General features: G+C 67.0%; 15 protein-coding genes. 4 read left to right on the top strand and 11 right to left on the bottom strand.

Annotation, left to right across the window (positions count from 1 at the left end):
• Positions 1-5: 5 nt before the first annotated feature.
• The 4 genes from ACFFU4_RS08490 to ACFFU4_RS08505 all read right to left on the bottom strand — a co-directional run bounded on the left by ACFFU4_RS08490 (position 6) and on the right by ACFFU4_RS08505 (position 6,393).
• Positions 6-2,369: an ABC transporter permease gene (locus ACFFU4_RS08490; RefSeq protein ID WP_377069042.1), complete on the bottom strand. Its 2,364-nt coding sequence runs from the start codon at positions 2,367-2,369 to the stop codon at positions 6-8.
• Positions 2,370-2,373: 4 nt separating this feature from the next.
• Positions 2,374-3,078 (bottom strand): ABC transporter ATP-binding protein, encoded by a 705-nt coding sequence (locus ACFFU4_RS08495; RefSeq protein WP_377069044.1) that lies wholly within the window; start codon positions 3,076-3,078, stop codon positions 2,374-2,376.
• Between the two features lie 102 nt (positions 3,079-3,180).
• The gene (locus ACFFU4_RS08500; protein ID WP_377069046.1) at positions 3,181-4,503 is read right to left on the bottom strand and encodes a ferredoxin reductase family protein; all 1,323 of its coding nucleotides are present in this window, start codon (positions 4,501-4,503) and stop codon (positions 3,181-3,183) included.
• A gap of 48 nt (positions 4,504-4,551) precedes the next feature.
• Complete coding sequence (locus ACFFU4_RS08505; RefSeq protein ID WP_377069048.1) at positions 4,552-6,393, bottom strand: PHA/PHB synthase family protein; 1,842 nt, start codon at positions 6,391-6,393, stop codon at positions 4,552-4,554.
• Positions 6,394-6,569: 176 nt separating this feature from the next.
• Between ACFFU4_RS08505 and ACFFU4_RS08510 the strand changes: the two genes are divergently transcribed.
• Positions 6,570-9,260 carry an HAD-IC family P-type ATPase gene (locus ACFFU4_RS08510; protein WP_377069050.1) on the top strand — a complete coding sequence of 897 codons (2,691 nt, stop codon included), beginning with the start codon at positions 6,570-6,572 and terminating at the stop codon, positions 9,258-9,260.
• 115 nt (positions 9,261-9,375) lie between these two features.
• Here ACFFU4_RS08510 and pgi read toward each other — a convergent pair whose 3' ends face one another.
• From pgi to ACFFU4_RS08540, 6 genes are all read right to left on the bottom strand, one after another.
• Positions 9,376-11,001 carry a glucose-6-phosphate isomerase gene (gene pgi, locus ACFFU4_RS08515; protein ID WP_377069052.1) on the bottom strand — a complete coding sequence of 542 codons (1,626 nt, stop codon included), beginning with the start codon at positions 10,999-11,001 and terminating at the stop codon, positions 9,376-9,378.
• Positions 10,998-11,651, bottom strand: a complete 654-nt coding sequence (gene eda / locus ACFFU4_RS08520) for a bifunctional 4-hydroxy-2-oxoglutarate aldolase/2-dehydro-3-deoxy-phosphogluconate aldolase (protein WP_377069054.1) — start codon at positions 11,649-11,651, stop codon at positions 10,998-11,000. The genes pgi and eda overlap by 4 nt, the downstream gene beginning before the upstream one ends.
• A 4-nt stretch (positions 11,652-11,655) precedes the next feature.
• Positions 11,656-13,467 (bottom strand): phosphogluconate dehydratase, encoded by a 1,812-nt coding sequence (gene edd, locus ACFFU4_RS08525; protein ID WP_377069056.1) that lies wholly within the window; start codon positions 13,465-13,467, stop codon positions 11,656-11,658.
• A 582-nt stretch (positions 13,468-14,049) separates the two neighbouring features.
• Positions 14,050-15,699, bottom strand: coding sequence for a CTP synthase (gene pyrG / locus ACFFU4_RS08530; protein ID WP_377069058.1), 1,650 nt, complete (start codon positions 15,697-15,699; stop codon positions 14,050-14,052).
• Between the two features lie 165 nt (positions 15,700-15,864).
• The gene (gene secG / locus ACFFU4_RS08535) at positions 15,865-16,230 is read right to left on the bottom strand and encodes a preprotein translocase subunit SecG (RefSeq protein ID WP_377069060.1); all 366 of its coding nucleotides are present in this window, start codon (positions 16,228-16,230) and stop codon (positions 15,865-15,867) included.
• Between the two features lie 73 nt (positions 16,231-16,303).
• The gene (locus ACFFU4_RS08540) at positions 16,304-16,699 is read right to left on the bottom strand and encodes a DUF6524 family protein (protein ID WP_377069062.1); all 396 of its coding nucleotides are present in this window, start codon (positions 16,697-16,699) and stop codon (positions 16,304-16,306) included.
• 146 nt (positions 16,700-16,845) lie between these two features.
• Between ACFFU4_RS08540 and ACFFU4_RS08545 the strand changes: the two genes are divergently transcribed.
• Positions 16,846-18,141 carry an adenylosuccinate synthase gene (locus ACFFU4_RS08545; RefSeq protein WP_377069064.1) on the top strand — a complete coding sequence of 432 codons (1,296 nt, stop codon included), beginning with the start codon at positions 16,846-16,848 and terminating at the stop codon, positions 18,139-18,141.
• Between the two features lie 10 nt (positions 18,142-18,151).
• Positions 18,152-18,394, top strand: coding sequence for a DUF2842 domain-containing protein (locus ACFFU4_RS08550; RefSeq protein WP_377069066.1), 243 nt, complete (start codon positions 18,152-18,154; stop codon positions 18,392-18,394).
• 66 nt (positions 18,395-18,460) lie between these two features.
• On the opposite strand, the gene ACFFU4_RS08555 is transcribed toward ACFFU4_RS08550, so the two are convergent.
• Positions 18,461-20,869: a GcvT family protein gene (locus tag ACFFU4_RS08555; protein WP_377069068.1), complete on the bottom strand. Its 2,409-nt coding sequence runs from the start codon at positions 20,867-20,869 to the stop codon at positions 18,461-18,463.
• Positions 20,870-21,187: 318 nt separating this feature from the next.
• On the opposite strand from ACFFU4_RS08555, the gene ACFFU4_RS08560 reads away from it, so the two are divergent.
• Positions 21,188-23,611: a GcvT family protein gene (locus tag ACFFU4_RS08560; protein WP_377069070.1), complete on the top strand. Its 2,424-nt coding sequence runs from the start codon at positions 21,188-21,190 to the stop codon at positions 23,609-23,611.
• Positions 23,612-23,838 lie beyond the last annotated feature (227 nt).

Below are 23,838 nucleotides of genomic sequence, written 5' to 3' on the forward strand. Positions count from 1 at the left end.
TTTCCCTACTCGCGTGTCTTCATCACCTTCACCAGATCGAGCCGGTCCAGCCGCCGCCGAACCACCAGCGAAGAGACCAGCGCGGCGGCCAGCACCACGAGGCTGGCCAGCGCGAATCCCGCCGGTTTCAGGACCAGCGGTATCTCGTAGAGATCGCTGGCCGACCCATCCGCCAGCGCCTTGGCGATACCCGCCCCTAGCAACCAGCCAAGCGGCTGCGCCAGCAGCGCCAGAAGCATGGTTTCGCCAACGAGGATGAACGACACCTCGCCGCGCGAGAACCCCAGGATGCGCAGGCTGGCCAGTTCGCGGGCCCGTTCCGAGAGCTGGATGCGTGCGCCGTTATAGGCCACGCCCACGGTGATCAGCACCGCGACCGTCAGGTAGATCGTGGTCATGATATCGACATTCTGGCGGATCGTCGCCTCGAAGGAGCGCTGCATCCTGGTCATGTCGATCAGGCCGCTGAGTTCCGGCGTGTCTTTGAGCACCCGATGCAATTGCGGCAGGGCCAGAGGGTCGACCTGGAGATTGGCGACCGAGATGCGCGGGGCCTGCCGCAACAGGCGGCTGAGCGTACCCTGGTCCATATAGGCCCCGAGGCCGATATATTGCGTCACCAGCCCGGCCACCGGGACCAGATGCGTTTCGTTGATCCCGCTGAGGAATTCCACCTCGACCAGATCGCCGGGCCGCGCTTCCAACTGCCTCGCCAGCCGCCGCGACAGCATCAGACCCTGCGCGGGGGGATCGACCGCGCGCCCGTCCGAGGCGAGGATCTGTGCGAGATCGGCACCGGGGCGGCGGGCTTCGATTGCAACGTCCTTTTCGCGGTGGCCATGGCGCAGCACGGCGGACTGGAATTGCTGCCCCTCGGCGCGCATCACGCCGGGCAGGCGCGCCACTTCGGCAAGCGCGGTTTCGGGAATGTCGGGATCAAAGAGAAGCATCGCATCCTGCCGGCTCGACCGATCGAAGGTGGTCGAGACCAGCACATCCAGTGCCGCCGGGAAAAAGCTGGTCGCCACCAGCACCGCCACCGCGAGCGCCAGCCCCAGCGCGGTCAGCCCCGAGCGCAGTGGCCAGCGCAGCAGGCTTCGCAGGATCATCACAACCGGCTGCGAAAGCCGCAGCGCCGACATCGCCCGGTCGAGCAAGGTGCGCTTGAACCGCGGCGGAGCGGGCGGCGCCATCGCCACGGCGGGGGGCAGGCGTGCCGCGCGCAGGGCGCTGCGGGCCGCACCCATGGCGGCGCTGGCGATGGCCAGAAGGCCCGAGAGGGCATAGGCGGTGTAGTCGAGATTGTAGATCAGGTAGGGAAAATCGAAGAACTGCGCGTAGAGTCGTGCCAGCGCCCGCGCCAGCCACGTCCCGGCCGCCCAGCCGATCAGCGTGCCCGACAATGCGATCAAGACCGCAAGCAGCAGGTAATGCGCGCAAATCTCGACGTCAGAGTATCCGATCGCCTTCAACAGCCCGATCTCGCTGCGCTCCAGCGCGATGATGCGGCTCATGACCATGGCCACCAGAAAGGCCGAGATCGCATAGAAGATCGGCGGCAGGATCATGGCACTGGTCCTGAGTTGCGCCAGCTCCGACTCGATGAAGCTGTTGGATTGCTGCACATCGCGGTCATAGGCCCCCATCCCGCCATAGGGGTCGAGTAGGTCGTCGAGACGGTCGATCACGTCCTCCCGGCTTGCCCCGCGGGTCAGCTTGAGGCTCAGGTTGTTGAACGCGCCCTCCATGTCGAAGGCCGCGGCGACGGCGATCTCGGGCATCCACAGCACGCCGAAGGTCTCGTTATCGGGCATTAGCGCGCCGGGGCCGATGGTATAGATGAACTCGGGCGAGAGCAGCGTGCCGGTCAGCGTCAGCTCGCGCCGGTAGCCGTTGAGATTGGCGTGAAAGGTATCGCCCGGCCGCAGGTGGCTGGCCTCGGCAAAGGGCGCGTTCACGGCGACCTCGTTCGCGGCATCGGGCGATGGCAGCCGTCCGGCTTGCAGGAGCGGCAGGTTGAGGCGCGGCGTCCCGCGTGCCGGCAGCGAGAGGATACGCGCGGTCACCGCCTTCTGCTGCTCCGGCACATCGAGCACCGCGAATTGCGATATGCGCGCATCCGCGGCGCGCACACCATCGATTTCCCGGACCTCCTGCATCAGCCAGCGCGGGGCGCGGCTGGCATCGGCGAACACGTCGGCAAAGCGGTTGCGCTCGTAATAGGCGCTGCGCGTCTCTTCCAGCGAGACGAACGTGCCGAAGGTCGTCAGCAGGATCGCCACGCCGCAGGCCAGCACCAGCGCAATGGCCAGCGCCTGCGCCCAGAGGCGGCGAAAATCGTGGATGAGCTTGCGGTCGAGCGCGGTCATGGCCTCACCAGCTTATCTCGGAGGGGGCGAGGCGGGTGGCGTTCTGCTCCACCCGGTCGATCCGCCCGTCGCGGAAATACACCACCCGGTGCGCCATCCGGCGGATCGCGGCATTGTGCGTGATAACGGCCGTGCTGGTGCCAAGCCGGTCATTCACATCGCGCAGCACCTCGAGCACCTGCACCCCGGTCTTGCTGTCGAGCGCGCCGGTCGGCTCGTCGCACAAGAGCACCTCGGGCCGCTTGGCGATGGCGCGCGCGATCGCGACGCGCTGCTGCTCGCCGCCCGACATTTCGGCCGGGAAATGATCCATACGGGTCTCCAGCCCGACCTGTGCCAGCGCCTCTTCGGCCGGCATCGGGTCGGGCGCCACATCGGTGACAAGCTGCACGTTCTCGCGCGCCGTCAGGCTGGCCACGAGGTTGTAGAACTGAAAGACGAACCCCACGTGGTCGCGCCGGTAGCGGGTGAGGTCGCGATCCCTCAGCGCGGACAATTCGAGGTCGCGAAACCACACCTTGCCCGAGGTCGCGTGATCGAGCCCGCCGAGGATATTGAGCAAGGTGGACTTGCCGCTGCCGGATGGCCCGAGCAGCACCGCCAACTCGCCGGAGTAGAGCTCGAGGTTGACGCCATCAAGCGCCCGGACCTGCAGCTCGCCGGTGTCGTAAACCTTGGTCAGATCGTGCGTTCGGAATACTGCGTCCATGATGCTCGCTTTCTCGGGACACAGTCTAGGACCGTGTCGGATCGGAAACATGATACACATCAAACCGGCACCGCGGTTTCAAACCGTGACCCTGCAGGCGGCTCAGTCGTAAACGAATCGCTCCGACAGGATTCGCGAGGACGGAACCCCGAGGGCCTTTAGCGCCTGTTCCACACTGGTGAGCATCGCGGGCGGGCCGCACAGGATATAGAGCCAGCCGCGCCGCGCCGTGCCGCCGAAATGCCGCCCCAACAGCTCCGCGTCGATCATGCCGGTGGCCCCGGTCCAGCCCGCGGGCGGCTCGGAGAGGACATGCACCACCTCGGTGCCGTGCGTATCGGCAAGGTGTTGCAACTCCTCGCGCGCCACGATCTGCGCTTCGGTACGGTTGCCGTAGAGCAGCGCGGCGGGGCGCGCATCTCCGGTGGCAGACAGCTCGCGCAGGATACTGAGAAGCGGCGCGATGCCCACCCCGCCGGCGATGAGCGCGATACCCGGCGCGCCTGCGTGGCCCTCGTGGGTGAGGTGGCCGTGCGGCCCCTCGATCCAGGCGCGGGTGCCGGGGCGGACCTGCCCGACGGTGCGGGTGAAATCGCCTAGTTCCTTGACGATGAACTCCATGTCGCGCCCCGCCGAGGGGGCGGAGCTGATCGAGAACGGGTTCTCGTCGAGGCTGAACACCCCGTGCCCGATATTGAGCCACGCGAACTGCCCGGCCCTGTAGCCCACCCGCCCCTCGAATTCCGGGGTGAGGGTGACGGTCCAGGTGCGCGCGGCCGCGCGGGTGACGGACGCCACGCGCCACGGTCTGCACCGGCGGATCAGCGGGGCCACGAGATAGACGTAGAGCAGCGCCGCCACCGCCAGCGTCAGCAGCGCGATCCAGACCCGGCCCAGCAGCGGATCGGCGCTGTAGCGCCCGGCGCGCAGCACGTGCAGCACGCCGAACCCTGCCACCAGAACCGCGCCCAGCCCGTGCAGCAGCCGCCAGTGCTGGTAGCGCGCGCCGCTCTCGTCGCGGGCGATGGCCATCGCCACCAGCCCGCCCAGTAGCAGCCACGCCGCGATACCGGGCCACATACCCGCCCAGCCGTAATTGAGCGCGGTCCGGCTGGTCACGTCCCAGACCGGCGGCGGCGTCATCGGCGAGACGTAGAGGAACGGGTGCACCACGGCGAGCAGCAGCGCGCCGCGCGCGAGGAGTTGGTGGGCACGCATGACCACGTCCGATCCCGCCCGCCGCGTCACGCCCCGGAACCGGCCCAGCAGAAAGAACTCGGCCAGGATCATGGCCAGCGCCACCAGCCCCGCGCCGCTGGCCAGTTCGTCGGCCAGCGGTCGCGGCGGCAGGCCCTGCAACCGGGCCAGCGCCAGCGGCAGCAGCACGAGGATCAGGTAGAGCGGGACGAGCACGGCGACGGGCATGGCGGGAAACGGGCCTCGCGGGATGGGGACGGCAGAGAGGGGTCGGCCTCAGCTCTGGTGGATATAGGTTCCCGGCGCATCGCCGAGCGCGGGATGGTCCTTGTGGGTGCCGGGCGCGCGCGCGGGCACCGTGCCGCTGCTGTTGCGCGCGAGCCAGCGCTCCCATTCCGGCCACCACGAGCCCGCCACCGGCGCGTGCGCCGCCAGCCATGTGTCGGGGTCGCGGTAATGCGCCCCGGCGGGCCGGTGGCCGATCCGGTAATGCCGCCGCGCATGGCCCGGCTCCGAGAGGATGCCGCCGTTGTGGCCGCCCTTGGTCAGGAGGAAATGCAGGTCGCAATCGGTGAAGAGCGCGGTCTTGTAGACCGAGCGCCACGGCGCGATGTGATCGGTCTCGGTGCCCACGACAAAGATCGGCAAGGAGATATCCTTGAGTGCGATCACCCGTCCCTCGACGGCGAAACGCCCCGCCGAGATGCGGTTTTCGAGGAAAATCCCGCGCAGGTATTCCGAATGCATCCGCGCGGGCATCCGCGTGGTGTCATTGACCCAGACACTGATATCCGTGGGCAGGTCGGGCTCCCCAAGAAAATAGCGCCGCACCGCGCGTGACCAGATCAGGTCTTCGGCGCGGATGGCGGCGAAGGCACCCGACATCTGCGGCCGGTCGAGATAGCCCTGCGACCACATAAGATCCTCCAGGAACGCCACCTGGCTTTCGTCGAGGAACAGCAGCAATTCGCCGGCTTCGGCGAAATCCACCTGCGCCGCCATCAACGTGACCGAGGCCAGCCGGTCGTCGCAATCGCGCGCCATCGCCGCCGCCGCGATGGCCAGCAGCGTACCACCGAGGCAATAGCCGTTGGCGTGCACCTTCTGCCCCGGCACGATGGTGTTGATGACGTCGAGCGCCTGCATGATCCCGTGTTTACGGTAATCCTCGAGCGACAGCCCGGCGTGCTCGGCCCCCGGGTTGCGCCAGGAGATGCAGAACACGGTGTAGCCTTGCCCGACCAGCCAGCGGATCATGGAGTTGTTGGGCGACAGATCGAGGATGTAGTATTTCATGATCCACGCCGGCACGATCAGCACCGGCTCGGCCTGCACCTCCCCGGTGGTCGGCGCATACTGGATCAACTCCATCAGATCGTTGCGCCACACCACCTTGCCCGGTGTCGCCGCCAGCACCTCGCCCAGCGCGAATTCGTCGGGCACGGGGCGGTGCTCCTGCGCGAGGATGTGACAGGCGTCGTCGGCATAATGCGCCGCCCCCTCCAGAAGGTTGCGCCCGGCCGTGGCCTGCGTCTTCCCGATGATCTCGGGGTTGACGAGCGGGAAGTTCGACGGCGACACACTGTCGAGAAGCTGACGCATGATAAATCCGGTGCGGTCGGCGTTCTGCTTGCGCAGCCCGCGCAGGTCCGAGGTCGCGGCGTGCCACCAGTCCTGCGTCGCGAGAAACCCCTGCTGCCAGATGGCAAAGGGTGCCCTGTCCCAGCCCTCGTGGACCCAGCGCGTGTCGTAACGCCCCGGCTTGAAGGGCTTTTCAGGAGGGTGACCGAACATCTGTGCGGTCGTGTACTGTGCCAGCTTGGTCGCGTTGGCCTGCGCCCGCTCCATCAGTTCCAGTTGCCGTCCGGGCGCGCGTGCCAGATGCATGGCCCAGTCGCTCCAGGCATCGACCATCGCATGCGGCGACAGCCCGGCGGTGAAGCGCGCGAGGCTGGCCATCGCGCCCCGGTCGAGGGCGGCGTGCAGGTGCGGCTCGGCCTCGTCGGGCGGCGATTCTCCGGCGCGAGCGGCGGACGGCACCACCGCAGGCGGCGACGGCGCGTCCTTGGGCGCGCCGTCGCGGTCGCGGCTCTGGCGTCGGGCGGGCGTGCGGGCCATGCGGCTGTCTCCTTTGCGGTCATCGGCGGCGCGACGGCGGGTCATCTCCGCGCGCTCGAGTGTCGCTCCTGTGCGGAATTCTAACACTGATTTGTATCAATTTCCCGCGTCTGCGCGTCATGTATGCTCGCGGCAGAAGGCCGCGCGACAACCGGACCTCGAATACGGGGATCATCATGCACGACAAGACAATCGAGGCCGCGCTCGACGCGCTCGGCGCGACGGCCGGGGGGCTGAGCGGCGACGAAGCCGCCCGCCGTCTGGCGGACCATGGCCCGAACCGTCTGCCCGAGCCGCCCAAGGGTAGTCCGGTGCTGCGCTTTCTGGCCCATTTCCACAATGTCCTGATTTACGTTCTGCTCGCGTCCTCGGCTGTCACGGCCGCACTGGGGCATTGGGTCGATACCGGGGTGATCCTTGCCGTGGTGATCGTCAATGCTGTCATCGGCTTTGTGCAGGAGGGTCGGGCCGAGCAGGCGCTGGCCGCTATCCGCGGACTGCTCCCGCCCCGTTCCGCCGTGCTGCGCGACGGACAGCGGATCACTGTCGATGCCGCTGATCTGGTGCCGGGCGACATCGTGCTGGTCGAGGCCGGCGACCGGGTGCCCGCCGATGTGCGGCTGATAGAGGCGAGCGGGCTCAAGGGCGAGGAGGCGATTCTCACCGGTGAATCAGTGCCGGTGGACAAGTCAACCGGGCCGGTCTCCGCCGATGCGGCCCTCGGCGATCGGGAGTCGATGCTATTTTCGGGCACGATGATCGCGGCAGGCACGGGCCGGGGCGTGGTCACGGCCACCGGGCACGAGAGCCAGATCGGGCGGATCAGCGGCATGCTGGGCGGCATCGAGACGCTGACCACGCCGCTCGTGGAACAGATGGACCGGTTCGCGCGCTGGCTCACGGTGTTTATCCTGCTCGTTGCCGCGGCGCTGCTGGCCTACGGGTATTTTGTTGGCCACCTGCCATTTCGCGAGCTTTTCATTGCGATCGTGGGTCTCTCTGTCGCGGCGATACCGGAGGGCCTGCCGGCGGTTCTGACGATCACGCTCGCGGTCGGTGTGACGGCCATGGCGCGGCGCAATGCGATCATCCGCCGTCTGCCTGCGATCGAGACGCTGAGTTCGGTGTCGGTCATCTGCTCGGACAAGACCGGCACGCTCACCCGCAACGAAATGATGGCGGCATCGCTGACCGCGACAGGGCATCTGTTCCAGGTCGGTGGCAGCGGCTATGCACCGCACGGGGCGTTGTGCTGGCACGGTGCCGAGGCGGACCCGGGCGACCACGCGGTCCTGATCGAGTTCGCCCGGGTCGCGGCGCTGTGCAACGATTCCGTGCTGCACGCCCATCGCGACGACTGGCGGGTCGAGGGCGATCCGATGGAGGGGGCGCTGTCGGCCCTGGCCGGAAAGATAACCGGCGACGGGAACACCTCATTCGGTGACTGGACACGCGTCGATTCAATTCCGTTCGATGCGGTGCATCGGTACATGGCGACGCTGGATCGTGCGCCTGACGGCCGGTCGTTCATTCATGTCAAGGGTGCGCCAGAGGCGGTGCTGAAGCTCTGTGCCGAACAGCGCGGGGCAGGGGGCGAAACATCGCCGGTCGATGAGGGGTACTGGACCGGACAGGTGGAGGACCTCGCCGCGCAGGGGCAGCGGGTCATCGCGGTCGCCATACGCACGGTGCCGGACGGGCAGGCCGGTCTCGGCCCCGGGGATCTCGACGGGCAGCTCACGCTGATCGGCCTGATCGGCCTCATCGACCCGCCCCGCCCCGAGGCCATCGCGGCGGTGGCGAAGTGTCAGGCCGCCGGTATCCGTGTCAAGATGATCACCGGCGATCATGCCGCCACCGCGCGCGCCATTGCCGGGATCGTGGGGCTGGAAAACAGCACGCGCGTCCTGACCGGGGCTGATCTCGAGGCGATGGACGACGCCGCCCTCGCCGAGGCCGCCATTGCGACAGATATCTTTGCCCGCACCGCGCCCGCGGACAAGCTGCGCCTCGTCACGGCGTTGCAGGCGCGCGGGCTGGCCGTGGCGATGACCGGTGACGGGGTGAACGATGCTCCCGCCCTCAAGCGCGCGGATGCCGGGATCGCCATGGGCGTCAAAGGCAGCGAGGCCGCGAAAGAGGTCGCCGATCTGGTGCTGGCGGATGACAATTTCGCCTCGATCGCGGCGGCTGTGCGCGAGGGGCGGACAGTCTACGACAATTTCAAGAAGGTGATAAGCTGGACCCTGCCCACCAACGCGGGCGAGGCGATGACCATCATCGTCGCGCTGTTCGCGGGCATGGCGTTGCCGGTCACGGCGGTGCAGATCCTGTGGGTCAACCTGGTCACTGCCGTCACGCTGGGCCTCGCGCTGGCCTTCGAGCCGTCCGAGCCCGGTACCATGCGCCGCCCGCCCCGCCCGCGGGGCGAGCCGCTTCTGACCGGCGGGCTTATCTGGCAGATCGTCCTTGTCGCCACGCTGATCCTGATGGCCGTATTCGGTATGTATTTCCACGCGGTCGACAAGGGGTATCCGGCCCCTCTGGCCCGGACGATCGCAATGAACACGCTGGTCGTGCTTCAGGTCTTCTATCTGTTCTTCATCCGCAACATCCACGGAACCTCTCTGAACTGGGCGTCCGCGAAGGGCACGCCAATCATCTGGACCTGCGTGATCGCCGTGACCGGCGCGCAGGTTGCCATCACCTACCTGCCGCCGTTTCAGGCCATCTTCGACACCCGTGCCGTGCCGCTCTTCGATGGAGCCCTGATCATCGTGATCGGGGTTGTTTTCTTTGCGCTGATCGAGACGGAGAAGCAGATGCGGCTTGCCTTCCTGCCGCGCAAGACAGACCGAAACCTCTGACGCTTCGCCACCTTCAAGCCGCCGCCTGAGGGGGGCAGGCACAAGCAAGCCGGTTGTGCGACCGATGTGGTCCGGGTTCCGAGGATGAGCCGCAGCAGGTCTCTTGCAGGACGGCTTACGGGGCATTCCCCTGACGGGCGGACAGTTTCTTGATCAACTGCCGCGTCGAGGCGTCCCTGGTGCCGGGGTCGGCCCCCTGAACGACGGGCAGAAGAGCGCTCGCCAGCTCCTTGCCAAGCTCTACGCCCCACTGATCGAAGGAGTTTATGCCCCAGATCACGCCCTCGACGAATACCCGGTGCTCATAAAGGGCGATGATCTGCCCCAGAACGAACGGGGTCAGCTTCGGATAGGCAAGGGTGATCGACGGGCGATTGCCCGGAAAGGTGCGATGCGCGGCCTGTATCCGCTGATCCTCGCCGTCATAGCCGAGCGTGGCGGCAATCTCCATCGCCGCGTCGAAAGACCGCCCGACCATCAGCGCCTCGGACTGCGCGAGGCAATTCGCCTTCAGCAGGTCGTGATGTGCCTGCAAATGCGGCTCGTGGCCGTCTGCCGCGATCAGGAACTCCGCCGGAACGACCTCGGTGCCCTGGTGCAGAAGCTGGTAGAAGGCATGTTGCCCGTTGGTGCCGGGCTCGCCCCAGACAACGGGGCCCGTCTTGTGCCCAAGCGCCCTGCCGCTGATGGACACGCCCTTGCCGTTACTCTCCATGTCCAGTTGTTGCAGATAGGCCGGCAGGCGCGACAGGCGCTGGTCATAGGGCAGTACCGCGCGCGTGGCATGGCCGCAGATGTTGCGGTGCCAGACCCCGACAAGACCCATCAGCACCGGCAGGTTCCGGGCCAGCCCGGCCGTGCGGAAATGCCGGTCCATCGCGTGTGCGCCGGACAGGAACGCGCGGAAATCATCCGGGCCGACCGCCAGCATGATCGGCAAGCCGACCGGCCCCCAGAGCGAGTAGCGCCCGCCGACCCAATCGGCAAAGCCGAACACCCGCTCCGGGGCGATACCCATCGCGGCGGTCTTGTCCATGGCGGTCGAGACGGCGGCCAGATGCGCGCCCGTGTTTTCACCCACACCCTCGCGCAGCCAGTCGATGGCGGTGGCGGCATTGGTCATGGTCTCGATGGTGGTGAAGGTCTTGGAGGCGATAACGATCAGCGTGGTCGCCGGATCGAGCGTCTTGAGTGTGTCGGCGATATGCGCCCCGTCGACATTCGACACGAAATGACAGCGCGGCCCGTCATGGTAGGGGACAAGCGCGAGGGTGGCCATGGCCGGCCCGAGATCGGAGCCGCCGATGCCGATATTGACCACGTCGGTAAAGGGTGCGCCGGTCGCGCCGGTGATGTCGCCCGCGCGAATGCCGGTTGCGAACGCCGCCATCCGGCGCAGCGTGTCGGCGATGCCGGGGCGCACGTCCTCGCCATCGACGATCAGCGGCGTGGTATCCTGCGACCGCAGCGCGGTGTGCAGCACCGCGCGGTTCTCGGTGCTGTTGATCGGTTCGCCCGCAAACATCGCGTCGCGCTTCTCGGCAAGGCCGGATGCGCCCGCCAGATCGACCAGCAGCGCCAGCGCGTCCCTGTCGATATTCGTCTTCGAGACATCGAGCAAAATGTCATCCGTCTCGGCGGAGAAATCGCCGATGCGGTTGTCCTCGTCGAACAGGTTCAGGATGGCCCGGTCGGCCGTTTCAGCGTGGTTCTGTTCAAGCTGTCGCCAGATATCGGTCATTGGGTGCATCCCAGTTGCGCGGCGTTTCTTGCAAGCGTTTCGATCTCGTCCCAGCGTTCGGCCTCGACAAGATCTTGCGGCGCGACCCAACTGCCGCCGGCGCAGAGCACGTTGGGCAGGCCCAGGTAACTGACCGCATTCACCGGATTGACGCCGCCGGTCGGACAGAATGTGACCTGTGGCAGGGGCGCGCCGATGGCCTTGAGTGCAGGGACCCCGCCTGACGCCTCGGCGGGGAAGAACTTGAGCATGTCATAGCCGCGCGCGAGGAGACGCATCGCCTCGGTGGCGGTGGCCGCGCCGGGCAAGAGCGGCAGATCCTCGGCCTCGCACGCAGACAGCAATTCATCGGTCGCTCCGGGCGAGACGCCAAAGGTCGCTCCCGCCGCCTTGGCGGCGCGGACATCCTCGGGGGTGATCAGCGTACCCGCGCCGACATGCCCGTCCGGCACTGCGCTCATGGCGCGGATCGCGGCGAGTGCTGAGGGCGTGCGCAGGGTCACCTCAAGCGCGGGCAGCCCGCCCGCAATCAGCGCCTCGGCGAGGGGACGGGCGTGTCGCGCGTCATGGATCACCAGCACCGGCACGATGGGCGCAAGCCCGCAAATCTCGCGGGTAAGGCGGCTTGCATCCTTGGGCGAAAGGGTCATCTGGTCAGCCTCCGAAAATGCTGGCGCCGGTGGTGGCGGAACCGACTGTGTTGCGGAACATGGCGAAAAGCTCACGCCCCGTGCCTGCGGTATTTGCAGAAAGCTCGGCGGTGACGGCAGGCCGGTCCGAAATGCCGGACGTCAGGATGTCGAGCGTGCCTTGTGTGGCATCGACACGCAGCAGGTCGCCGTCGCGAAGCCGGGCGATCGGGCCGCCCTCGACCGCCTCGGGGCTGACATGGATCGCGGCGGGCACCTTGCCCGAGGCCCCCGACATGCGCCCGTCGGTGACCAGCGCCACCTTCTGCCCGCGCCCCTGCAGGATCGACAGGACGGGCGTGAGGCTGTGAAGCTCCGGCATGCCGTTGGCCTTGGGGCCCTGGAACCGGACAACGACGATCACGTCGCCGGTCAACTCCCCCGCCTTGAACGCGGCCTTGACCTCGTCCTGATCGTGAAAGACGCGCACCGGCGCTTCGACGATCTGGTGCTCGGCTGTGACGGCAGAAATTTTCATGACGGCGGTCCCAAGCGATCCGGCCAGCCGCTTCAGCCCGCCCGTGGGCTGGAACGGGTCGCTGACGGGGCGCAGGATCTTTTCGTTCAGGCTTTGGCCCGTGCCATCGCGCCAGCAGAGATGTCCGTCGCTCAGGACGGGGTCCCTGGTGTAATGCTCGAGCCCGGTGCCCGCGACGGTCCTGGTATCGGGGTGAAGCATGCCCGCCTTGAGCAACTCGCCGATCATGTAACCGAGGCCCCCGGCGGCGTGGAAATGGTTCACGTCGGCCAGCCCGTTGGGATAGACCCGGGCCATCAGGGGGGTGACCTCGCTCAGTTCCGAGAAATCCTGCCAGTCGAGCAGGATGCCGCCCGCGCGGGCCATGGCAATCAGGTGAATCAGCAGGTTGGTCGACCCGCCGGTGGCATTGAGGCCGACGATGCCGTTGACGAAGGCGCGTTCGTCGAGAATGCCGCAGACCGGGGTGTAGTCGTTGCCCAGGGCGCTGAGACCAAGCGCGCGCTTGGCGCCCTCGCGGGTGAGCGCGTCGCGCAGGCCGGTATTGGGGGTCACGAAGCTGGACCCTGGAAGGTGCAGCCCCATGAATTCCATCAGCATCTGGTTGGTATTGGCGGTGCCGTAGAAGGTACAGGTGCCCGGCCCGTGATAGGAGGCCATCTCGGCCTGCATCAGCGCATCACGGCCCACTTCGCCATTGGCGAACTGCTGGCGCACCTTGGCCTTTTCGTCATTCGGCAACCCGCTCTGCATCGGCCCGGCGGGCAGGAACACCGCCGGCAGATGCCCGAACGCCTGCGCCGCGATCACCAGCCCCGGCACGATCTTGTCGCAGACCCCGAGAAAAACGGCGGCATCAAAGGTGTTGTGGCTGAGCGCGACCGAGGCCGCGAGTGCGATCACATCGCGCGAAAACAGCGACAGTTCCATTCCCGCCTCGCCCTGTGTGACGCCGTCGCACATCGCGGGCACCCCGCCCGCCACCTGCGCGGTGCCGCCCGCCTCGCGCGCGGCCTGCCGGATCAGGTCGGGAAACCGCTCGAACGGCTGATGCGCGGAGAGCATGTCGTTATAGGCGGTCACGATGCCGAGGTTTCCGGCGCTCGTGCCCGTCAACCGGTCCTTGTCCGGCCCAGAGGCCGCGTAGGCATGCGCCTGCCCGCTGCACGACAGATGCGCCCGCGCCGGACCCTTGGCGCGGGCCGCCTCCATCGTGTGCAGATAGGTTCTGCGCGTGGCTTCGCTGCGGGCGATGATCCGGTCCGTTACCCGCTGGACCGTGTCGGTCACTTTGGTCATCCTGGCTCTCCTTTCCCGCGGCGCGCACCCGGCAGGTTCGTCGCCGACGCTGAAAATTCCGAAGGGAACATCTTTCTCATCATAATACCTGTATTTCGCGCCGGCGGCGCCCGTCGCGATGCAAGGGCTTCAACGCACCTTCGCAAGCGGGTCTTCGCGACGAAGCCGCCTGCACGGCCCTGACCAACCGAAACCGGCAATCGCAAGTCAGAATGTCATGTCACGACCTCCTTCACGGCTTGGGAAAGGGCTGTCGTCTTGTGTTTCGGTAGCGCTAACATAACTGCATGCGTAAGGGAACTTTCCTTGCTCGCAAGAATCATCTCCGATGTCTTGCGCCCAGGCGGACCGGTCCTGGTGCGCAAGACGGTGATACCGGCGACCGTTGCCATGCCGTGGCACCTAAGCGTGCGCGTCGATGGAAAGCTCGGAGAAGAGCGCCAACCGCGCGTCTTGTCGCGGTCCCGTCATCGCCGTCCATCCATCTCCGCCGAACCTGCATCGCCGGTCGGCAAGCCGATCAAGCCGGGTTTGCAAGGCGACGGGCCACACCCGGACGGTGATCGCCCCGTGACAGCCCGCTTACACCAGCCGGGAGGTCTCGATCGCGGCGCGCACGAAGTCGGCAAAGAGCGGGTGGGGCGCGAAGGGTTTGGATTTCAGTTCGGGGTGATACTGAACGCCGATGAACCACGGGTGGTCGGACCATTCCACGATCTCGGGCAGGCGGCCATCGGGGGACATGCCGGAAAACGTCAGGCCGCAGGCTTCGAGTTTCTCGCGGTATTTCGTATCGACCTCGTAGCGGTGGCGGTGGCGCTCGTCGATCGCCGTGGTGCCGTAGACCTGCGCCACGCGGGACCCTTCCTTGAGCACCGCGTCATAGGCGCCGAGGCGCATGGTGCCGCCCTTGTCGTCGCTGACATTGCGCTGCACCTTCTCGTTGCCCTGCACCCATTCCTTGAGATGGTAGACCACCGGCTCGAAGCGCTTGCGCCCGGCCTCGTGGTCGAACTCCTCCGATCCCGCATCCTTCATCCCGGCGACGTTGCGCGCCGCCTCGATCACCGCCATCTGCATGCCGAGGCAGATGCCGAGATAGGGGATGTTGCGGGTGCGGGCGAACTCGGCGGCGCGGATCTTGCCCTCGGTGCCGCGCTCGCCAAAGCCGCCCGGAACCAGAATGGCGTGGAAGCCTTCGAGATGCGGGGCAGGGTCTTCGCGCTCGAATATCTCGGCATCGACCCATTCGACATTGACCTTGACCCGGTTGGCCATGCCGCCGTGAATGAGCGCCTCCTTGATGGATTTGTAGGCGTCTTCCAGTTGCACGTATTTGCCGACGATGGCGATATTCACCGCGCCGTCGGTGTTGTGGATGCGGTCGACCACGTCCTGCCAGACGGTGAGGTCGGGGCGCGGCGCCGGGCTGATCTGGAACGCGTCGAGCACCGCCTGATCGAGCCCTTCGTGGTGGTAGGCGAGCGGCGCCTCGTAGATCGACTTGAGGTCATAGGCGGCGACCACGTGTTCCTTGCGGACATTGCAAAAGAGCGCGATCTTTTCGCGTTCCTTGTCGGGGATCGGCTGTTCCGAGCGGCAGACGAGGATATCAGGGGCGATACCGATGCTTTGCAGCTCCTTGACCGAGTGCTGGGTCGGCTTGGTCTTGAGCTCTCCGCTCGCGGCCAGATAGGGCAGCAGGGTGAGGTGCATGAAGATGCATTGCCCGCGCGCCCGGTCATGGCTGAACTGGCGGATCGCCTCAAAGAAGGGCAGCCCTTCGATATCGCCGACGGTGCCGCCGATCTCGCACAGCATGAAATCGACCTCGTCCTCGCCGACCTTGAGGAAATCCTTGATCTCGTTGGTGACGTGGGGAACCACCTGGATGGTCTTGCCGAGGTAGTCGCCGCGGCGCTCGCGCTCCAGCACGTTGGAATAGATGCGCCCCGACGAGACGGAATCGGTGAGCCGGGCAGGGACCCCGGTGAAGCGCTCGTAATGGCCAAGGTCGAGATCGGTCTCGGCCCCGTCATCGGTGACGAACACCTCGCCATGCTCGAACGGCGACATGGTGCCGGGATCGACGTTGAGATAGGGGTCGAGCTTCCTGAGCCGCACCGAGAAGCCGCGCGCCTGCAAGAGCGCCCCGAGCGCCGCCGATGCGAGCCCCTTGCCGAGGCTGGAGACCACGCCGCCTGTGATGAATATATACCGTGCCCTGGCCATGCGGCCTCCCCCGTGATGCTGCGTCTCGTTCGCCGGTCAAAGCCCCGGATGGCCTTGAGTCGCCACCCGATCACGGGATTTAACCCATAAAGGATTCCGTGCGCCCGCGCAAGGCGGACGCTAGATCATGTTGCGGGCGCGCGGGGCACCCGCAATGCTTTGTGGTCAGTCCGCCGTTGGCGTGAGCGGCGCGTCGCTCGAAGGCGGCGGCAGCAGGTCATCGACATTGGGCAGGCCCGGCGTGGCCGGTTCTTCGGCGGCCGGGGTTTCGGTATCGCCCAGCCGGTCGAGCACCGACACGCCCGAGGATTTCTGCGCCGCGAGCACGGTGAGCGTGAGCGACGTGGCGATGAAGGCCGCCGCGAGGATCCAGGTGAGCTTGCCCAGCGCCGTGGCCGCGGCCCGGCCCGTCACCGCACCACCGCCGCCGCCGCCCATGCCGAGCCCGCCGCCCTCGGAGCGTTGCAGGAGCACCACGCCGATGAGCGCGAGCGCCAGAAGCAGGTGGATGGTCAGGACGACGTTTTCCATGGGGGGCAGGGCCTGTCACTTGATCTCGGTCTGGGCGGTATCTATGCAATTCCGCCGGGGGCCGCAACCCGCCTCATTCGTCCACGTCGTCCATGTCCGCCTGTCCCGACAGCCTGCGGCGCACATGGCTCCAGCTCAGCCCGATGCCCAGCACCATCGACAGCGCCACCAGCGCGATCCAGATGTTGAGGGTCGGGTCCTCGAAGGACAGGACCCCGTTGTCCTTGAGCACCCAGATGGCCGAGCCGACGATGGCCAGCACCATGATCATGCCGAACGCCCCGATCGAGCGCAGCGTGGCGCGCAGGTAGATGATGTAGCCCACCATCAGCAAGAGCCCGAGAAGTATCGTCAGTGGCATCTGCCCTCCCGCGTTGGCCCGCGCCCACGCGAGGTAATTCCATTCGGTCGGGTTGAATGTCAGCGCCAGCAGCCCGAAGGCGGCCACCCACCTGGCGAGAAATCCCATGTCGCACCCCTTGCGAGAAATGACTTGCGCGGTTTTCGCCCGGCGCGGCGCATCTGTCCAGTGGGCGCGGCCCGAAATTCCGGTTTCGCCCCGCCGGGGTGCCCGCTATAGAGGCGCGCGGAATGCCGCAGGCGTGGGGAGAGAACATGGCCAATGTCGTCGTCGTGGGCGCCCAGTGGGGCGATGAGGGAAAGGGCAAGCTGGTCGATTGGCTGAGCGAGCGCGCCGACGTGATCGCGCGCTTTCAGGGCGGTCATAACGCGGGCCACACGCTGGTGATCGACGGCAAGGTCTACAAGCTCAACGCGCTGCCCTCGGGGGTGGTGCGTGCGGGCAAGCTCAGCGTCATCGGCAACGGCGTGGTGCTCGATCCCTGGCACCTGGTGCAGGAAATCGAGGCGATCCGCGGGCAGGGCGTGACGATCACCCCGGAGACGCTGATGGTGGCCGAGAACACGCCCCTCATCCTGCCCATCCACGGCGAGCTTGACCGCGCCCGCGAACAGGCGGCCTCGAAGGGGACCAAGATCGGCACCACCGGGCGCGGCATCGGCCCCGCCTACGAGGACAAGGTGGGCCGCCGCGCGGTGCGGGTGGCCGATCTCGCCGACGAGGCGACGCTGATCGCGCGGGTGGACCGGGCGCTCCAGCATCACGACCCGCTGCGCCGGGGCCTCGGCATCGATGCCATTGATCGCGAGGCGCTGATCGCCCGGCTCATGGAGATCGCGCCGCGGATTCTGCCCTATGCCGCGCCGGTCTGGAAGGTACTGAACGAGCAGCGCCGCGCCGGCAAGCGTATCCTCTTCGAGGGGGCGCAGGGGGCGCTTCTCGACATTGATTTCGGCACCTACCCGTTTGTCACCTCGTCGAACGTGATCGCGGGGCAGGCGGCCACGGGCGTGGGCCTCGGCCCCGGCGCGATCGACTACGTGCTGGGCATCGTCAAGGCCTATACCACCCGCGTGGGCGAGGGGCCGTTCCCGACCGAATTGCACGACGCCGACGGCCAGCGGCTGGGCGAGCGGGGGCGCGAGTTCGGCACCGTCACGGGCCGGCAGCGGCGTTGCGGCTGGTTCGACGCCTGCCTCGTGCGTCAGACCTGCGCCACCTCGGGCGTGAACGGCATCGCGCTCACCAAGCTCGACGTGCTCGACGGGTTCGAGACGCTCAGGATCTGCACCGGCTACGATCTCGATGGCCGCCGCCTCGACTACCTGCCAACGGCAGCCGACGAACAGGCGCGCTGCTCGCCCCATTACGAGGAAATGGAGGGCTGGTCCGCCTCGACCGAGGGCGCACGAAGCTGGGCCGACCTGCCCGCCGCTGCCATCAAGTACGTGCGCCGCGTAGAGGAGTTGATCGGCTGTCCGGTGGCGCTACTTTCCACCTCACCCGAGCGCGAGGACACGATCCTCGTCACCGACCCGTTCGCCGATTGAGGAGCGAGACATGGCCCTTGGCTACAAGGCGCGCAAACGCTGGTCGCTGGTGGTGCTGCTGGTGGCGCTGCCCGCGTATATCGTCGCCGCCGTCACCCTCACCGACTGGCTGCGCGCGCGGTATGACGGGTTGCCCATGCTGGTTGAGCTGATCGTTTTCGTCGTGCTCGGCGTGGTCTGGATCATCCCTCTCAAGCGCATCTTCATCGGCGTGGGCCAGCCCGACCCCGACGAGGGGCAGGACCGGCCCTGATCTTCTTCTTGGCAAAAATACTCCAATCCCCCCGGCGCAGGTCAGGCCCGCCGCCGGGGGCCTGGCTCAGCCGCGCATCCGGGTGCCGTCCGGATCGAAAAGCGGCTCGGTGAGCAGGCGGGCGGGGCATTTTTCGCCGAGGATCTCGATCTCGGCCTCCAATCCGGGCTCTGCGTCACCCGCGGGCACGAGCGCCAGCGCGATGGATTTGCCCGCGTGGTGCGAATACCCCCCCGAGGTGCAGAAGCCGCGCACCTCGCCGCCGATCCAGACCGGCTCGTAGCCGTTCACATCCGCGTCCGCCGCCGCCACCTCGAAGGCCACCAGCCTGCGCGCCGCCCCCGCAGCGCGCTCGGCCTCGGCCGCCGCGCGACCGATGAAATCGGTGTTTTTCGACCACGCGATGAAGCGGTCCATGCCGGTTTCGCCAGGGGTGTAGTCGGGCGAGAATTCCTTCAGCCACGCGCCAAAGAACTTGTCGAGCCGCAGCGACATCATCGCGCGCATCCCGAACGGCACCATCCCGTAGGTTTGTCCTGCGGCCCAGAGCGTGTCCCACAGCGCGCGCTGCGCCATCGGATCGCAATAGATTTCAAACCCCAGATCGCCGGTAAAGCTCACCCGCTGGACGAGGCAATCGACCATGCCGATGGTGACGTGGCGCAGGTCCATGAACCGCATGTCGGCCACGGCGTCGCGGGTGCAGGCGGCGAGCACGTCGCGCGCCTCTGGCCCCGCGATCTGGAAGCCGTTGAGCCGGTCCGAGATGTTTTCGACTTGCACGCCGCCGGCCTCGTTCATTTCGAACCAGCGCATATGCACCGCCTGCGCGCCGTAGGAGGCGGTGAGCTGGAAGGTCTCGTCATTCAGGCACGATACGGTGAAGTCGCCCCAGAGCCGCCCCTGCGGCGACAGCATCGGCGACAGCGACAGCCGCCCCGGTTTCGGGATGCGCCCGGCCATGATCCGGTCGAGCCAGCCGCGTGCATTCGGGCCGGTGACGAGATACTTGCCGAAATTGTGCACCTCGTTGATGCCCACACCCTCGCGCACCGCCCTGACCTCGCGCTCCGTGGCGTCCCACGCGTTGGAGCGGCGGAAAGAGGGTGTCTCGTAGCGGGGCTCGTGTCCTTGGGCGAAGTAGTTGACCACCTCCAGCCCGAACTGGTGCCCCCAGACCGCGCCCATGCCGTCAAAGACGTCATACATCGGCGTCTGACGGAAGGGGCGGGCGGCGGGCAGCTCCTCGTTGGGGTAGGAGACACTGAATCTTTTCTGATAGTTTTCAATGACTTTCGGGCGGGTATAGCCCGGCGTGATCCAGTCGCCGTAGCGGGCCACGTCCATCGCGGTGACATCGCGCTCGCACTCGCCCTCTACCATCCATTGCGCCAGCATCAGCCCGACGCCGCCGCCCTGGCTGAAGCCTGCCATCACCCCGCAGGCGGACCAGTAGTTGCGCAGGCCCGGCACCGGACCGACCAGCGGGTTGCCGTCGGGGGCGAAGGTGAAGGGGCCGTGAATGACCGATTTGACGCCCGCCTGTTCCAGAACGGGAAAGCGGCGGTAGGCAAACTCGATGCTGGCCTCGATCTTGTCGAGATTGTCGGGCAGAAGCTCATGGCCGAAATCCCACGGCGTGCCATCGACCGCCCAGGGTTTGCAGGGCTGTTCGTAGAAGCCGATGCAGAGCCCGCGCCCCTCCTGCCGCAGGTAGCTTTCGCCCGCCGGATCCATGACGTGGGGGTGTTCGGTATCGCGGCTGTATATTGTCGGTATTTCGTCGGTGACGATATACTGGTGTTCCATTGGGTGGAGCGGCAGGTAGACGCCCGCCATCGCCCCCACCTCTCGCGCCCAGAGGCCGCCCGCGTTGACCACGTGCTCGGCATGGATGGTGCCCTTGTCCGTCACAACGTCCCATGTGCCGTCGGGGCGCGGGTTGGTCTCTTGCACCATGCAGTGGGTCTCGATGGTCGCGCCGCCCATGCGCGCGGCGCGGGCATAGGCATGGGTGGTGCCGGACGGGTCGAGATGGCCGTCGAGGGGATCGTAGAGCCCGCCGATGATGCCGTCGGTGTTGGTGACGGGGGCGATCTCGCGGATTTCATCGGGGGTGACGATATGGGTGTCGAGGCCCATGTAGCGGTGCTTGGCGCGCTCGGCCAAGAGCATGTCGAAGCGGTCGCGATTGTCGGCGAGCGTCACGCCGCCGACGTGGTGCAGCCCGCAGGAGAGACCGGTGATTTCCTCCAGCTCCTTGTAGAGCCGGATGGTATAGCCCTGCAGGGCGGCCATGTTGGTATCGCCGTTGAGCGTGTGAAAGCCCCCAGCCGCGTGCCATGTGCTGCCCGAGGTGAGATCGGAGCGTTCCACCAGCATGACGTCGGACCAGCCGAGTTTGGTCAGGTGGTAGAGAACCGAGGCGCCGACGACGCCGCCGCCGATGACGCAGACGCGGGTGGTGGTTTTCATCGGGATGACCTCCTGTGGCTCGGGTTTCGCCCAAAGTGGACCGGATGCGCGGGGCCGCATGTCGGTTTGCGACAGGATGTGTCGTTTTGCTTTGGGTGGAGGCGTGCGTCGGTCTCGACCGGGAGGGGGTGAGAGCGGTGCGGCTGCGCCGCGCTTTCTTGCAATGATGAGGGGCGCTGCCCCTCAAGCTCCCCGGAGTATTTGGACCAGGAAGAAACCGGGGGCGTGGCAGGCGAGCGACAGGATATGTCGGAGACCGGCTATCGGGGGCCGGGGCGGCGCGGCAGGATGGCCGGGACGAAACCCGAGGGACACCACATGAAGACCCATGCACAGGCTGTCGTGATCGGCGGCGGCGTTATCGGATGCTCGATTCTCTACCACCTGGCCAAGCTGGGCTGGCAAGATGTCGTGCTGCTGGAGCGCGACGAGTTGACGAGCGGCAGCACATGGCATGCCGCGGCCAATATTCACGGGCTGCATGACAGCGCCAATATCAGCCGTTTGCAGCATTACACGATGAATTTGTACAATGCGCTGGAGGAGGAGACCGGGCAAAGCTGCGGGGTGTTTCAGCCGGGCTCGCTCTACCTGGCGCAGACCGGGAACCGCGCGCATCAGTTGCGCTTGCAGGCGGCGAAGGCCAAGCTTTACGGGATGAACTTCCATGAGATTTCCCGCGACGAGGCCGAGCGGCTGCACCCGCTGGTGGATTTCGACGGCATCCGCTGCATCATGTACGAGCCCGATGGCGGCAACGTCGATCCGTCGGGCGTGACCAATGCCTATGCGGTTGGGGCGCGGCAGCGGGGCGCGGAGATCCACCGCTTTACCCCGGTGATGGCGACGGTTCCGCAGGCGGACGGAACATGGATCGTCGAGACCCCCAAGGGCAATATTCGCACGCCCTGGGTGATCAATGCGGCGGGGCTGTGGGGCCGCGAGGTGGCGAAACTGGCGGGGATCGAACTGCCATTGCAGCCCACCGAACACCAGTATTTCGTGACCGAGACGATTGCCGAGATCGCCGGGATGGATCGCCGCCTGCCTTCGGTCGCGGACCGGGACGGCGAGTATTATCTGCGGCAGGAGGGCAAGGGCCTGCTGATCGGGGCCTATGAGCGCGACATGCGGTTCTGGGCGGAGAATGGCACGCCCCTGGATTTCGCGCATGACCTGTTCCCCGACGATCTGGAGCGGATCGAGGACAACATGATGCGCGCCATCGACCGTGTGCCGGTGGTGGGTGAGGCCGGGATCAAGCGGGTGATCAACGGCCCGATGATCTGGTCGCCCGATGCCAATGTGATCCTTGGGCCGGTGCCGGAGCTGAAGGGGTATTTCTGCTGCAACGGGATCATCCCGGGATTCAGCCAATCGGCGGGCATGGGCTGGATGGTGGCCGAGTGGCTGGTCCATGGCGAGATGAAATACGACATGTTCGCCTGGGATGTCGCGCGGTTCGGCCTGTGGGCCAATGACCGGGCGTTCGTGAAGGCGAAGGTCAAGGACCAGTACGCGCATCGCTTTGCCATCCATTACCCGAACGAGGAGCGCGCGGCGGGGCGGCCGCTGCGGGTGCGGCCCGCCTATGAGATGCAGAAGGACATGGGCGCGGTCTTTGGCCTCAACTATGGCTGGGAGCATCCGCTGTGGTTTGCGGACACGCCCGGCACCGTCGATACCAATGGCTTTACCCGGCAGAACTGGTGGGGGCCGGTGGGCGACGAGGCCCGGATGCTGCGCGAGCGGGCGGGCATCATCGACATCTCGAATTTCGCCAAGTACCGGGTCAAGGGGCCGGGGGCGGAGGATTGGCTCAACGCCGTCTTCGCCAACCGGATGCCGAAGGCTGTGGGCCGGTCGTGTCTCACGCCGCTGATCGGGGTGCGCGGCGGGATTGCCGGGGATGCGACGGTGACGCGGCTGGCCGAGGATGAATTCTGGGTGATCTCCTCGGGCATGGCGGAGCGCTATCACAAGCGGTTCTTCGACGCCGTGCCGCTGCCGGAGGGGACGGTGTTCGAGAGCCTGACCGAGGCGGTTTGCGGCTTCAACGTGGCGGGGCCACGGTCGCGCGAGATGTTGCAGCGGCTGACCAATGCGTCGCTGGCCACGGAGGATTTCCCGTTCATGCGCTCGGCGAAGATCGAGATCGCGGGGGTGGCCTGCGTGGCGCTGCGGGTGAGTTTCACCGGCGATCTGGGGTGGGAATTGCATTGCGCCGCGCAGGATCAGGCGCGGCTTTATGCGGCGCTGATCGAGGCGGGGCGCGATGTGGGTGCGGGGCCGGTGGGCAGCCGCGCGCTGATGAGCCTGCGGATCGAGAAGGGCTATGGCTCGTGGTCGCGCGAATACAGCCCCGAATACTGGCCGCAGGAGGCGGGGCTGGCGGGGCTGTGCAAGATGGACAAGGCGTTCCTGAACAGGGCGGCGCTGGAGCGGGTGATCGGGGAGGCCCCGCGCGAGCGGCTGGTGCTGCTGGCGCTGGACGAGGCGGATGTGAGTGCCTCGAATGCCGATGCGACGGGCGGCGAGCCGATCTTCAAGGACGGCGTGGGCGTGGGGCGCGTGACCTCGGGGGCCTATGGCTACGCGGTGGGGATGAGCCTGGCGCTGGGTTATGTCTCGGGGGCAGAGCCGGGCGATGCGGTGGAGGTGATGGTGCTGGGCCGGCCGCACCGCGCGCGCATCCTGCACGAGGCCCCGTTCGATCCGGAGGGGGCGCGGCTGAGGGCGTGAGTGAGGGCGTGAGGGGGGTGATCGCGGCGACCGCTCGCGGCGTGGAGGGAACGTTCGCCTGCCCCCCGCGCGGGACAAGGCGCGCTTGCGCGCCGCCGCGCGGCTCACCGCATCGTGCCTGACATCCCCTTCAGGCCCCCTGCGGCGCCTACCGGTTGCCGCCCTCGTCCGTGGCGGCGTCCTTTTCGGCCTTGAACCTTCGCAGCCGCTCCATCAGCAGGGCGCGG

Source organism: Roseovarius ramblicola (genome assembly GCF_042430665.1).
GTDB classification, from domain to species: domain Bacteria; phylum Pseudomonadota; class Alphaproteobacteria; order Rhodobacterales; family Rhodobacteraceae; genus Roseovarius; species Roseovarius ramblicola.

What these genes read in the sequence shown, in the direction of transcription:
- ACFFU4_RS08490 (WP_377069042.1), bottom strand. Translation starts at nt 2,369, where the DNA reads ATGACCGCGCTCGACCGCAAGCTCATCCACGATTTTCGCCGCCTCTGG.
- ACFFU4_RS08495 (WP_377069044.1), bottom strand. Translation starts at nt 3,078, where the DNA reads ATGGACGCAGTATTCCGAACGCACGATCTGACCAAGGTTTACGACACC.
- ACFFU4_RS08500 (WP_377069046.1), bottom strand. Translation starts at nt 4,503, where the DNA reads ATGCCCGTCGCCGTGCTCGTCCCGCTCTACCTGATCCTCGTGCTGCTG.
- ACFFU4_RS08505 (WP_377069048.1), bottom strand. Translation starts at nt 6,393, where the DNA reads ATGGCCCGCACGCCCGCCCGACGCCAGAGCCGCGACCGCGACGGCGCG.
- ACFFU4_RS08510 (WP_377069050.1), top strand. Translation starts at nt 6,570, where the DNA reads ATGCACGACAAGACAATCGAGGCCGCGCTCGACGCGCTCGGCGCGACG.
- pgi (WP_377069052.1), bottom strand. Translation starts at nt 11,001, where the DNA reads ATGACCGATATCTGGCGACAGCTTGAACAGAACCACGCTGAAACGGCC.
- eda (WP_377069054.1), bottom strand. Translation starts at nt 11,651, where the DNA reads ATGACCCTTTCGCCCAAGGATGCAAGCCGCCTTACCCGCGAGATTTGC.
- edd (WP_377069056.1), bottom strand. Translation starts at nt 13,467, where the DNA reads ATGACCAAAGTGACCGACACGGTCCAGCGGGTAACGGACCGGATCATC.
- pyrG (WP_377069058.1), bottom strand. Translation starts at nt 15,699, where the DNA reads ATGGCCAGGGCACGGTATATATTCATCACAGGCGGCGTGGTCTCCAGC.
- secG (WP_377069060.1), bottom strand. Translation starts at nt 16,230, where the DNA reads ATGGAAAACGTCGTCCTGACCATCCACCTGCTTCTGGCGCTCGCGCTC.
- ACFFU4_RS08540 (WP_377069062.1), bottom strand. Translation starts at nt 16,699, where the DNA reads ATGGGATTTCTCGCCAGGTGGGTGGCCGCCTTCGGGCTGCTGGCGCTG.
- ACFFU4_RS08545 (WP_377069064.1), top strand. Translation starts at nt 16,846, where the DNA reads ATGGCCAATGTCGTCGTCGTGGGCGCCCAGTGGGGCGATGAGGGAAAG.
- ACFFU4_RS08550 (WP_377069066.1), top strand. Translation starts at nt 18,152, where the DNA reads ATGGCCCTTGGCTACAAGGCGCGCAAACGCTGGTCGCTGGTGGTGCTG.
- ACFFU4_RS08555 (WP_377069068.1), bottom strand. Translation starts at nt 20,869, where the DNA reads ATGAAAACCACCACCCGCGTCTGCGTCATCGGCGGCGGCGTCGTCGGC.
- ACFFU4_RS08560 (WP_377069070.1), top strand. Translation starts at nt 21,188, where the DNA reads ATGAAGACCCATGCACAGGCTGTCGTGATCGGCGGCGGCGTTATCGGA.